Origin of the sequence: Sphingopyxis sp. (genome assembly GCF_019459305.1) — a bacterium.
Classification (GTDB): domain Bacteria; phylum Pseudomonadota; class Alphaproteobacteria; order Sphingomonadales; family Sphingomonadaceae; genus Sphingopyxis.
Map to the genome: position 1 here is coordinate 1 of NZ_JAIBES010000141.1, position 12,459 is coordinate 12,459.

At 64.7% G+C, this 12,459-nt stretch carries 10 protein-coding genes and 1 pseudogene; 4 read left to right on the plus strand and 7 right to left on the minus strand.

Translation table 11 applies throughout. The features are described 5' to 3' along the window. Nucleotides 1-236: 236 nt before the first annotated feature. The 6 genes from K0M74_RS17495 to K0M74_RS17525 all read right to left on the minus strand — a co-directional run bounded on the left by K0M74_RS17495 (nt 237) and on the right by K0M74_RS17525 (nt 6,606). Nucleotides 237-809, minus strand: a complete 573-nt coding sequence (locus K0M74_RS17495; RefSeq protein WP_293975455.1) for a urate hydroxylase PuuD — start codon at nt 807-809, stop codon at nt 237-239. 79 nt (nt 810-888) lie between these two features. After that, nucleotides 889-1,572: an inner membrane-spanning protein YciB gene (locus K0M74_RS17500; protein WP_293975457.1), complete on the minus strand. Its 684-nt coding sequence runs from the start codon at nt 1,570-1,572 to the stop codon at nt 889-891. Continuing rightward, on the minus strand, nt 1,569-2,495 hold the full coding sequence (gene ftsY / locus K0M74_RS17505; RefSeq protein WP_293975459.1) for a signal recognition particle-docking protein FtsY: 927 nt from the start codon (nt 2,493-2,495) through the stop codon (nt 1,569-1,571). The genes K0M74_RS17500 and ftsY overlap by 4 nt, the downstream gene beginning before the upstream one ends. Further along, nucleotides 2,492-3,814, minus strand: coding sequence for a radical SAM protein (locus K0M74_RS17510; protein WP_293975461.1), 1,323 nt, complete (start codon nt 3,812-3,814; stop codon nt 2,492-2,494). The genes ftsY and K0M74_RS17510 overlap by 4 nt, the downstream gene beginning before the upstream one ends. Beyond that, nucleotides 3,811-4,797: a diaminopimelate epimerase gene (gene dapF / locus K0M74_RS17515; protein WP_366932703.1), complete on the minus strand. Its 987-nt coding sequence runs from the start codon at nt 4,795-4,797 to the stop codon at nt 3,811-3,813. Before dapF ends, K0M74_RS17510 begins: the two co-directional genes overlap by 4 nt. A 165-nt stretch (nt 4,798-4,962) precedes the next feature. After that, nucleotides 4,963-6,606 carry an EAL domain-containing protein gene (locus tag K0M74_RS17525; protein WP_293975463.1) on the minus strand — a complete coding sequence of 548 codons (1,644 nt, stop codon included), beginning with the start codon at nt 6,604-6,606 and terminating at the stop codon, nt 4,963-4,965. A 248-nt stretch (nt 6,607-6,854) separates the two neighbouring features. On the opposite strand from K0M74_RS17525, the gene ffh reads away from it, so the two are divergent. From ffh to K0M74_RS17545, 4 genes and pseudogenes are all read left to right on the plus strand, one after another. After that, nucleotides 6,855-8,297 (plus strand): signal recognition particle protein, encoded by a 1,443-nt coding sequence (gene ffh, locus K0M74_RS17530; protein ID WP_293975465.1) that lies wholly within the window; start codon nt 6,855-6,857, stop codon nt 8,295-8,297. A gap of 40 nt (nt 8,298-8,337) precedes the next feature. Next, nucleotides 8,338-8,811 (plus strand): annotated as a pseudogene (rpsP, locus tag K0M74_RS17535) (30S ribosomal protein S16); the annotation flags it as partial. 204 nt (nt 8,812-9,015) lie between these two features. Beyond that, a complete protein-coding gene (gene rimM, locus K0M74_RS17540) occupies nt 9,016-9,510 on the plus strand; it encodes a ribosome maturation factor RimM (RefSeq protein WP_088442891.1) in 495 nt (164 codons plus the stop codon). 77 nt (nt 9,511-9,587) lie between these two features. After that, complete coding sequence (locus K0M74_RS17545) at nt 9,588-11,093, plus strand: serine hydrolase (RefSeq protein ID WP_293975469.1); 1,506 nt, start codon at nt 9,588-9,590, stop codon at nt 11,091-11,093. 9 nt (nt 11,094-11,102) lie between these two features. Here the strand turns inward: K0M74_RS17545 and K0M74_RS17550 are convergent, their stop codons facing one another. Then, the gene (locus K0M74_RS17550) at nt 11,103-12,347 is read right to left on the minus strand and encodes a diguanylate cyclase (RefSeq protein ID WP_293975471.1); all 1,245 of its coding nucleotides are present in this window, start codon (nt 12,345-12,347) and stop codon (nt 11,103-11,105) included. Nucleotides 12,348-12,459 lie beyond the last annotated feature (112 nt).

A 12,459-nucleotide genomic window follows, 5' to 3' on the forward strand; every position in this document is an offset into this window, starting at 1 on the left:
GGGGGGGGTAGGCTTTGGGGCGGCGCCAAATATTTAATCACCGCACTACTCCACAAGACGCCGGTGGAGGTTTAATAACCACCCCGGCCGACAACCCCGTTCGTGGGCCGCTAAGGCGAGACACGCGACGTTTGCGGTCGACTTCTGCGTGTCTCTATTTCGCTCGACACGAGCGGCAAATGAAAAGGGCGCCCCGGTTTTCCGGCGCGCCCCTTTTCCAAACGTCGCTGGCTAGCTTAGCTGAAGTTCACCATCGCATAGAGCATCGGGATCGACAGCAAGGTGTTGGTGCGCGAAAAGATCATCGCGGTCTTGGCTGCCTTGGCCTTCGTCGCATCGTCGGCCTCGACGATGCCGAGCGCTTTCTTCTGGTTCGGCCAGATCACGAACCATACGTTGAACGCCATGATCAGCCCCAGCCACATGCCAGCACCAATCAGCTTGTAGGGATCCTGAAAGCCCAGCGCGGGCGCCAGATATTGTGCGTGGCCCGCGATCGCGACGCCTAGCACCACGGTCGCCAGCGCCGCCCAGCGGAACCAGAACAGTGCCGCGGGTGCGATATGCTTTCCGACGGCGGGCTTCAGCTCAGCCGGGATTTTCGGCATCGTTGGAATCTGGACGAAGTTGAAATAATAAAGCAGGCCGATCCACAGCACGCCAAAAAACGTGTGCAGCCAGCGCATCACCGCATTGGCGGCGGCCATGCCGTCCTCGAAATTCTGGCCGTTCAAGCCCAGCATCAGGACGATCGAAAGCACCAGCCCCGCGCCCAGCACCGCGTGCAGATTGCCGAAAAATTTATCCATATTCATTCCCCCTCGTGTATCCGGCAGGGCCGCGACCCCGAACCGATCGCGCCCACTATGCCAGCGTCGGGGGCCGGACTCAACTTTTGTCGGTCGCCGGTTCGTCGGGGATGGCGAGCCCGTTCTTCAGCATTACCGGCACCTGGGTCAGCGTGAACAGGAACGACAGCGCGGTGATCCCCCACACCTTGACCGTCAGCCACAGGTCAAAACTCATCTGCTTGGCCTGTATCATTTCGTACATCACATGATTGGCGATCCCGAGCGCGGCAAAGAACAGCCCCCAATTGCGCGACAGCAGCAACCAGCCGCGGTCGGTCAAACCCTCCAGCGCCGATTGCAGCAGATATTTGAGCATCGGTTTCTTGAACCACCAACCGCCCAACAGCAACACGGCAAAGGCGCCATAGATGATCGTCGGTTTCATCACGATAAAGCGTTCATCGTGAAACCAGATCGTCAGCGCGCCAAAGCCGATGACGAGGATGCTCGACATCCACAGCATCGGCGAAATCTTGCCCAGCTTCCACTTCGACACCGCCATCGCGATGATGATCGCGACCATGAAGGCGACGGTGCCCTTGATCGCCGCGGCGGTCGCGGCAAAGGCGCCTTCGCCGCCCGACGAGAATTTATAGGCGAGGAAAAAGACGAGCAGCGGCCCGAAGTCGATCACGAAGTTCAGCCAGCCATGCTTCGCGGGCGGCGCCGCGGGGATTGCTTCGGGGCCGCTGGGGGGAATGTCGACGGGGGCGGCGGTCATCGTATGTTTCCTGCAATAATGGCGGCGATCTCGTCAGCGTCGAACGGGCGAAGGTCGTCGATGGTTTCACCGATGCCGATCGCGTGGATGGGAAGCCCATGCCGCTCGGCCGCCGAAACGAGCACGCCGCCGCGCGCGGTGCCGTCGAGCTTGGTCATCACGAGGCCCGTGACACCAGCAACTTCGCGGAACACGTCGATCTGCGCCAGCGCATTCTGCCCCGTCGTCGCGTCGAGGACGAGCACGACGTCGTGCGGCGCGGCGGGATTGAGCCGCCCGAGCACGCGCTTGATCTTGGCGAGCTCGTCCATCAACTCGCGCTTGTTCTGGAGGCGTCCGGCGGTGTCGACGATCAGCACGTCGATGCCGGTCGCGGTTGCCTGTTTCACCGCGTCGAACACGATCCCGGCGCTGTCGCCGCCCTCGGGCCCGGCCATGATTGGCACACCCAGCCGATCAGCCCACACTTTCAGCTGGCCGATCGCCGCGGCGCGAAACGTGTCGCCCGCGACCAGCATGACGCCATAATCCTGTTCCTGGAACAGATGCGCCAGCTTGGCGATGGTGGTGGTCTTGCCCGATCCGTTGACCCCGATCACCAGGATGACCTGCGGGCGCGGAAAGGCGTCAATTTCGAGCGGTTCGGCCACTGGGCGCAGCACCGCGGCGATTTCTTCGGCAACGATCTTGCGCAACTCCTCGGTGCCGTTCGCGGCGACATCGCGCCGTTCGGACAGTCGGTCGCGGATGCGCGCTGCCATCGCGGGGCCAAGGTCGGCGGTGATCAGCGCTTCTTCGATGCGGTCAAGATCGTCCTCGTCGAGCCGCGCCTTGCCGGTCAGCCCCGCCAGATTTTCGCCCAGCCGTTCCGACGTGCGCTTGAACCCGCCAAGCAGCCGGTCGCTCCAGCTTTGCCCGCTCATGCTGTAATCTCCGCTGCGATCAGCCGGTCGCCCTCACGCGCCTCGATTTGAACCGGAACGATCATACCCGCGGCAGCAGGCGCGCTCAGCGCCAACGCGGCAAAATTCGCGGCATGACCGCTCAGCCCGTCGCGTTCGACCAGCATGCTCGCCGTTGTGCCTACCTGCGCATCGAGCCAGGCATGGCGCCGCCCCATATTGGCTTCGCGCAGACGCGCCGCCCGCTCGCGCGCCACCGTGCGGCCTACCTGCGGCATGCGCGCGGCCGCGGTTCCGGCGCGCGCGCTGTACGGAAAGATATGGCCAAATACGATGTCGCAATCGTCAATCAGGGCCAGCGAATTGGCGAACATGCTATCATCCTCGGTCGGAAATCCGGCGATCAGGTCGGCGCCGATCGCAATCTCGGGGCGTGCGGCTTTGAGCCTTGCGACGAGCGCCACGGCGTCGGCGCGGCGGTGGCGGCGTTTCATGCGGGTCAGCACCATATCGTCGCCCGCCTGCAATGACAGGTGGACGTGCGGCATGACGCGCGATTCCTGCGTCAGCAGTGCGAACAGCGCATCGTCAATGCGGTTTGGGTCGAGCGACGAGAGGCGGAGCCGCTCGATCGGCAGCACAAGCAGCGCCTCGACCAGCGCCGCAAGCGTGGTACCGCTGTCGTCGCCAAAACTCGCCAGATCGACCCCGGTCAGGATGATCTCGCGCTGACCGCGGTCGATCGCGACGCGCGCGGCCGCGACCACCGTCTCGACTGCCGCCGACCGCGCCGTCCCGCGCGCCATGACGGTCGCGCAAAAGGTGCAGCTGTGCGAGCAGCCGGTCTGGACGCCAAGGAAAGCGCGCGCATGGTCGGCGCCAGAAAGGGCGGGGGTGTAAGGCAAACTGCGCCCCTGCACAGCCAGAGGCCCATCACCTACGCTCTCGTTTTGCCGTCGCCCTTCGTTTGCTGACGCGATGACCGGAGATGGACCCCCGCCTTCGCAGGGGATCGGGGGAGAATTTGGAAGATAGCTCTCCACTAGCCCCTTGGCGTCGTTGCGCACCACCCGCGCCCCCATGTTCTCAAAGCGCGCGGCCTCCAGCTCCGCCGCACACCCCGTAACGACAACCTCCGCCCCGGGTCGCTGGCGCAAAGCCCGCCGCACCGCCTGCCGCGCCCGCCGCACAGCTTCGTCGGTCACCGCGCAGCTGTTAAAGACAATGGAATCGCGCGCGCCAGCTTCACGCGCCGCGTCACGGATGGCCTCCCCTTCGGCAATGTTCAACCGGCAACCAAAATTGACGACTTCAACGCCGTCCATGACCGCATCGCTCATCCGAACTGCGCCCAGTCGGTCTCGCCCTCATACACTCGCGTCGCCGCGCCGCTCATCACGATCGGCTCGCCCGGCGACCAGCAGATGATCAGGTCGCCGCCCGGCAAGGCAACGGTCACGGGCGACTGTACGAGGCCCGCGCGGATCGCGGCAACCGCGGTGGCGCAGGCGCCGGTGCCGCACGCCTGTGTCAGCCCGACCCCGCGCTCCCACACGCGCACCTGCAACTGGTTGTCGCCGTCAAGGCTCGCGACATTGACGTTCACGCGCTCGGGGAACAGCGGATCGGTCTCGATCCGCGGCCCCAGCTCGTCAAGCGCGACCGCGTCGGCCTCGGGGACAAAAAACACAATGTGCGGGTTGCCGACATTGACCGCGGCGCCATGCTCCAGCTCGTCCCACGCCACCGGCATGTCACGCGTATCCATTGGCATCGCGAGCGGGATCAGCTCCCAGTCGAACATCGGCTCGCCCAGTACGACTTCGGCGCCGCCGTCCGCCGGGGTGACGCGCAGCATGCCGCCCAGAGTTTCGATCACCGCGGGCTGGCCGATCAGCGTTGCGACACAGCGCGTCGCATTGCCGCAGGCCTCAACCTCGCCGCCATCGGCGTTGAAGATCCGCATCCGCACATCGGCCTTGGTCGAAGGTTCGAGCAGGATCAGCTGGTCGCACCCGATGCCATGACGCCGGTCGGCGATCGCATGCGCGCGCGCTGGGGTCATCTCGACCGCGCGGGTGCGCGCGTCGATGACGACAAAATCATTGCCCAGCCCATGCATCTTGGTGAAGCGGTCCGCCATATCCCGCGCATGTAAGGGGGCAGGGCAGGGAAGTCTAGCGATGCGGGGCAGAGCATAGCCTTGCTGATCGAGATGCTGGCTGCCGTCGAGTTCGACCGCAAGCTTGGCCTCGCGGCAGGCAAGGTCGATAATGTAATGTCCGACGACGAGTCGTGTGAATGCCGGTCGGTAGCGCGACAATGGCCGCCAAAGCTTTCCCTAGGCGGGCGCGGAGTCGCGCCGCAACTGCCGCGCGCATTCCGTCTTTTCGGGCTGGATGCGGTGCGTAGCGCGGGCAGTTTAGAGCGGCGAGCTGCGCTTGCTAACCCACCCCCGACCCCTCCCGGAAGAAGGGAGGTGAGCAGGTTATGCCGTCTTGCGCAGAGGTTCTACGCCCGCCGTGTCCGAACCCGTATCGGGGCTCGTCGGCGGCAGCATCGACGTGCGGAGCAGCCCGCGGTCGGCGAGCAGGCGTTCGGTGTCGGCGGCGGACGTGGCACGGCCGAAATACCAGCCCTGGCCCTTGGCGCAACCGAGCCGGGTCAGTTCGATCGCGGTTGCTTCGTCCTCGACGCCCTCGGCGGTGATCGGCATCGCCAGGCTTTCGCCCAGCCGCACGATCGCGACGACGATCGCCTGCGCATCGGGGCTGCCGCGCATCGCGGAGACAAAGCTGCGGTCGATCTTGATCCGGTCGAACGGCAGCGCGCGCAAGTGCGACAGCGAGCTGTAGCCAGTGCCGAAATCGTCGAGGCTCAGCGATACGCCCTGATTCTTCAGGCTGGTGACGATCGAGCGGACGAGCGGCAGATTCTCGAACAACGAACTTTCGGTAATCTCGACCTCAAGCTGGCTTGCGGGGAAACCGACCTCGACCAGCAGCTTGGTCAGCTTCTGGCTGAACCACGGGTCTTTCAGCTGCTGCGGCGAAATATTGACGGCAAGCAGGATCGACGGATCCCAGCTTTTGGCGATCTCCATCGCACGCCCGATAACCTGCAGCGACAATTCGCCAATCAGGCCGCTTTCCTCCGCGACCGGGATGAAACGCTCGGGCGGGATCATGCCATATTCGGGCGATTCCCAGCGCATCAGCATCTCAAAACCGACCAGACGGCCACTGGCGATGTCGACTTGAGGTTCGAAATGCGGCACGAATTCACCGCGCGGCATGCCCTCGCGGATGCCGTTTTCGATCTGGTTGCGGACCTGCACCGCCATTTCCATGCCGGGTTCGAACCAGCAGAAGCGGTTCCGCCCTTCGTCCTTGCAATTGTACATTGCGATGTCAGCCTGGCGCACCATGGTCTCCATCGTCACGCTGGCATCGTCGGCGAGCGCGATGCCGAGCGAGGCGCCAATGCGAATTTGCTGTGCATCGTGGGTCACAGAAGTTTCGAGCGCGGCGACCAGTTCGGCGGCAAGCGCGTCGATCGTTGCGCGGGCTGATGGTTCAAACGCCAGCATCGCGACGAACTCGTCGCCACCCAGCCGCGCCTTGGTCGCATTGGGCGGCAGGATCGCCGACATGCGCTCGGCGGCGACCTGCAGCACGCGGTCGCCTGCGGCATGGCCGTGGATGTCGTTGACCGTCTTGAAATGGTCGAGGTCGAGCAGGAACAGCGCGACGTGGCGCTTGTCGGCAATCGCCTTCGCGATCTGCTGCTGGCCGGTGGCGAGCAGCGAGCGGCGATTGAGAAAGCCGGTCAGTGGATCGGTATCGGCCAGATAGCGCGCCCGCTGTTCGGCTTCGGTGCGCTCGCGGATCTCGCGGTTCAGGTCTTCGTAACGGCGCCAGCCGAACAGGATCAGCGCGACATTGAGCACCATCGCCGCGGCCAGCGCGCGATCAGGTCCGCCGCCGATCCCGATCATCGTATTGACGACCGCCTGCATGACCGTGCTGCCGGTGCCGACGAACAGCAGGATCGCGGCGACCACGATGCCGCCGGCGACGACGTCGCGCTTGGCTCCGGTGCTGCGGTCCGACTGTTTGGGCGTTTCGGTCATTTGGCTTTTCCCCACCATCGACGTCCTCATGCACGCCAAGCGGTGAAATTTGGGTTAAGTCGGCGCCGGTTTCGCTCGCTTGCCTTTGAAGGGGGATCGGTGTAATGGCGCCCCGTTCGGCCGCATCTTGCGAACGAACATATCGATGTCCGCGACGGAAGTTGTGTCCACGGATAACCGCTGGTTGGCGAGGTTTCGCTCACCGGCGTGTTTTGCGTTGCGGGCGTCGAAACAAAGGATTTGTGGCGGTGTTCGATAGTCTGAGCAATCGGCTGGGCGATGTTTTCGGAAAGCTCCGCGGTCGCGGCGCGCTGACCGAGGCCGACGTGCGCGCCGCGATGCGCGAAGTGCGAATCGCGCTGCTCGAGGCCGACGTCGCGTTGCCCGTTGTGCGCAGCTTCGTCGATCAGGTCACCGACCTCGCAATCGGCCAGAACGTCCTGCGCTCGGTCACCCCGGGGCAACAGGTCGTCAAGATCGTCAGCGACGCGCTGACCGAAATGCTCGGCTCCGAAACCGCCGAGCTCGACCTCAACGTCGCGCCCCCGGCGGTCATCATGATGGTCGGCCTGCAGGGCTCGGGCAAAACCACAACCACCGCCAAGATCGCGAAGCGGCTCAAGGAAAAAGAGCGCAAGAAGGTGCTTATGGCGTCGCTCGACGTCAATCGCCCCGCCGCTCAGGAACAGCTCGCCGTCCTCGGCACCCAGATTGACGTGGCAACGCTGCCGATCATCGCGGGCCAGGGCCCGGTCGAGATCGCGCAACGCGCAATGCAGGCGGCGAAACTTCAGGGTTTCGACGTTCTGATGCTCGACACCGCGGGCCGCCTCCACGTCGACCAGCAGCTGATGGACGAGATGCAGGCGGTTTCGCGCGCCTCGACGCCGACCGAAACCCTGCTCGTCGTCGACAGCCTGACCGGGCAGGACGCGGTGCAGGTTGCGCAGCGCTTCAGCGATCAGGTGCCGCTGACTGGTGTCGTGCTCACCCGCATGGACGGCGACGCGCGCGGCGGCGCGGCGCTGTCGATGCGCGCTGTAACCGGCAAACCGATCAAATTTGCGGGTACGGGTGAGAAGCTCGACGGACTCGAACTGTTTCAGCCTTCGCGCATCGCCGGCCGCATCTTGGGCATGGGCGACGTCGTCAGCCTCGTCGAACGCGCCGCCGAAACGATCCAGGCCGACGAGGCCGAGGCGATGGCGGCGAAGATGGCCAAGGGCCAGTTCGACCTCAACGACCTCAGAACCCAGCTCAACCAGATGCGCCGCATGGGCGGTCTCGGCGCGCTCGCGGGCATGATCCCTGGGATCAAAAAGGCGCAAGTCGCGATGGCGCAGGGCGGCGCCGACGACAAAATGCTCATCCATTTCGATGCGATCATGGGGTCGATGACCCCCAAGGAACGCGCGAAGCCCGAAATCCTGACCGCGAAGCGCAAGATCCGCATCGCCAACGGCTCGGGCACCACGGTGCAACAGGTCAACAAGGTGCTGAAGATGCACCAGGAAATGGCCGGCGCAATGAAAAAGATCCGCAAGATGGGCGGGCTGAAAGGCCTCGGTGCACTGTTCGGCAAGGGCGGCGGCATTCCCGGCATGGGCGGCGGAATGGGCGGCATGCCTGGCATGGGCGGAGGCGGATCCATTCCGCCAGAGCTCGCGAATTTTATGAATAAAAAGAAGTAATTGCAACAAAATTTCGGTTTACAGACAAAAGGAAAATATCATGGCTACTGCTATTCGCCTCGCACGCGGCGGTTCGAAAAAGCGTCCTTACTACAAGATCGTCGTTGCTGACTCGCGCAGCCCGCGCGACGGCCGCTTCATCGAACGCATCGGCAGCTACAACCCGCTGCTTGCCAAGGACAATCCCGAGCGCATCAAGCTCGACACCGATCGCGCGAAGCATTGGCTGAGCGTCGGCGCCCAGCCCAGTGACCGCGTTGCCCGCTTCCTCGACGCCGCCGGTGTCCAGGAACGCGCCGCGCGCAACAACCCGAACAAGGCTGTCCCCGGCGAAAAGGCCAAGGAACGCGCCGAAGAAAAGGCGCAGAAGCTGGCTGACGCCGAAGAAGCTGCCGCTGCAGCTGCCGCCGCTCCGGCACCCGAACCGGAAGCGGTTGAAGAAGCTGCTCCGGCTGAAGAGGCTGCTGCCGAAGCGCCCGCCGCTGAAGAAGCTGCTCCCGAAGCTGCTGAATCGGATGCGACCGGTTCGGTGAAAAGCGAAGACACTGCCGAAGCCGTTGCCGAAGCCGTCGCTGACGACGTTCCCGCCGACGCGACCGCCCAAGACGCGACCGCGATCGCCGAAGAAGTTTCGGAAGGCGGCCCGGTTGCCGAAGAAGCTGCTGCCGAAGAAGCGCCCGCTGAAGAAGCTGGCGAAGAAGCAGCCAAGGCCTAAGCCTTGGCCAACGCTGACCGCCCCGTCACCCTTGCCGCCATCGCCGGCGCGCACGGGGTGCGGGGCGAGGTCCGCCTCAAGCTATTCGGTGAAGGCGCGGAAACCCTCCGCGCCTTTTCCGTTTTTGCGGCGGGCGACCGCAAGCTGACCCTGAAGTCGATCCGCCCCGCCAATCAGGGCGCGGTCGCTACCTTTGCCGAAATCACTGACCGCAGCGGCGCCGAGGCGCTGCGCGGTACAGTGCTGACCGTCCCGCGCTCGGCGCTGCCACCGCTGGGCGAGGGCGAATATTACCATCACGACCTGCTCGGGCTGCCGTGCGTGTCGACCGATGGCAGCGCGATCGGCGAAGTCGTCGCGATCGACAATTTCGGCGCTGGCGACATTCTCGAAATCGCCAGGCCTGACGGCAAGCGCTTCATGGTGCCGATGAATGTGCGCGCGGTGCCGATATGGACCGACGACGGCGTGACGATCGACGCCGCGTTCGTCGAATAAACCAACCTGTATCTTATCGCCCGTTGCCGCGGCTTTGGCGCGCTGATAGCGTCCCCGCACCATAGGGGAGGCAGAATATGCGTTGGACGTCGGGCTTGGCTTTGACATTGTTGCTGGCGCCGCTTGCGGCGCAGGCTCAGGATCCTGCGCCCAAAACGCTCGACCAGATCGCCCCCGAAATCGACGCGCTGTTCGCCCAATATCAGGCCGACGCGCATGTCCCCGGCATGGTTTATGGCGTCGTCAAGGACGGCAAGCTCGCCTATGTGAAGGGCGTCGGCCTCCAGGATCTGACCGACAAGCGCGCGGTTACGGTCGACAGCCGGTTTCGCATAGCGTCGATGACCAAGGCGTTCACCGCGCTAGCGATCCTCAAGTTGCGCGACGACGGCAAGCTGCGCCTCGACGATCTCGCCGAACAGCATGTCCCCGAAATGAAGCACTGGGTCTATCCGACCAAGGACAGCCCGCGCATCCGCGTCCGCGACCTGCTTCACCACGTCGGCGGACTCGTCACCGACGACCCATGGGGCGACCGGCAGCAGATTTTGTCGCAGCAAGACTTCACAAAAATGATCGCCGCCGGGGTGCCGTTCAGCCGCGCGCCGCAGTCTGCGTTCGAATATTCCAATTATGGCTATGCGCTGCTCGGGCGGATTATCGCCAATGCTTCGGGCATGGCTTATGCGGACTATGTCCGGCAGGCGATCCTGACCCCGCTCGGCATGACGAGCAGCGGCTTCGATGTGACCAAAACCCCGACGGCCCATTACGCCCGCGGCTATCGCTGGGAAAATGATGCCTGGTCGCCCGAGCCCGAAATGATCGACGGCGCGTTCAACGCGATGGGCGGGATGCAGGTCAGCGCGAATGACTATGCCAAATGGGTCGCCTTCCTGCTCTCGGCCTGGCCGGCGCGCGACGATGCCGACACGGGACCAGTCCAGCGCGCTACGGTGCGCGAAATGGCGCAGGGGCTTAATTTCATGGCGGTGGCGAACCGCATCGGCGCGAGCGGCGCCACTGCGTGCAAGCAGGCGGCAGCCTATGCGATGGGCTGGCGCGTTGCGCAGGATTGCGACCTCGGGCTGACGCTGGCGCATGGCGGCGGCTATCCCGGTTATGGCAGCCATGTAATGCTGATGCCTGATCATGGCGTCGGCGTATTCGCATTGTCGAACCGCACCTATGCCGGGCCGTCAGCGCCCGCGTGGGACAGTGCCGTGGCGATGGACAAGGCGGGGTTGCTGACCGGCCGCGCGGAGCCGGTGACCCCCGCTGTCGCCGGCGCATTTGCCGCGATCCGCGCCGCCTATTCCGCGGGCACCCTCGTCCCGCTCGATGGCAAGCTCGCGATGAATTTCCTGCTGGACCGATCGGCAGAAAATTGGGCGGCCGAACTGGCAAAGCTGAAAGCCGAAGTCGGCGATTGCCCAACCGCCGAACCGCTGGCGCCGACCGGCGCGCTGTCGGCGGCGTTTCGCCTCAATTGCGCCAAGGGCGAACTCGACGGGTTGTTGTTGTTGGCGCCGACGACCCCCGCGACCATTCAGGCGCTGCGCTTTCGCGTTGCGCCACCCTAACGCCGAGCCTCAGGCCGCCTCGATGAACACCACCCGATTGCGCCCGCTTTCCTTGGCGGCGTACAGGTTAATGTCGGCCGACTTCATCGCCGCGCCGAAACTGGTTTCGCGGCCGATATGGACCAGCCCCATGCTCGCGGTCACCGGACGTTCGAGCAGCGGCACCATCTGTTTGACATAGGCGCCGATCCGCTGGCGCAGCCGTTCGGCCTCGATCGCGACGGCGGCAGGCGCGCCGCGGAACAGAAGCGCAAATTCCTCGCCGCCGACCCGCGCCGCCAGCGCCGATCCCGATCCCAGCGCAACCCCGGCGGCAAAGATCACCCGGTCGCCGACGTCGTGGCCATGATGATCGTTGATCGCCTTGAAATGGTCGAGGTCGACCAGCGCGATCGCGACCGGCGGCTCGTCGTTGAAGCTTTTTTCGATTGCCCGCCGATTGGGCAGCCCGGTCAGTGGATCGGTGTGCGCGATGATCCGCATCGCCTCGGCCTGTGCGCGCGCCTCCTGCCGCTCCCGGCGCAGACGCATCAGACGGTCGAGGATGCCGAACGCGGTGAGCATCACTTCCAGCCCGAGCGCCGGGAACAGCAGGAACAGAAAATTGTCGAACGGCTGCCCCAACACGATGTCGTAAAACAGGCTGGCGCCATAAACCCCGCCAATGCCGCTCCACGCTGCCGCCTGATAGCGTGCGGTGCGGCTGCCACGATTCAGCGCGATCACCACCGTCGCCGCGCACAGCGCCAGCATCGCGACCAGCACGGCGCTGCGCAGTATCATATAGGTGTCCGCGTCAGGCATGACCGTCGCGGGGGTCGTCAGCAGGATCAGGACGGGCGGCCAGCCGAGCCAGCGATAAAGCCGCGGGCCGACCATCCCCGGCTCGAGATAGGATCGCAGAAATACGCCCGATACGACCAGGCTCAGATCGAAGAAGATGGTGATCCACACCTGACGCACGAAGCTGTCGGGCGCCAGCCATGCCCCCATCGCCAGCGGCGACAGCGCGACCGCGAGCGCAAAATGGGACAGCGCGCGCACGCTCTGCCAGATCAGGAAGCGTTCGCGTAGCAGGCGATAGAAAACGGCATTATAGGCAAGCGAGAACAGCAGCAGGCCCAGGAAGATGCCGGTGAGCACCCCGTCCCACGTCATGCTGGTCGCATCCGCGAACGAGGATTGCGCGCGCGCCGGCGTAACGGCGGCCAACAGCCCCGCGCCCAACGCCAAAATTCGCGCACCTTGCGCCATGCGACCCCCGTCATGTTTAACGGCGGACGCTAGGCGTGCAGCGGCTGATTTTTGGTTAACGGTGCGTTGGGAAACTGGGCTTGATGCCAAACCATAGCCGCCGGGGGGGGGG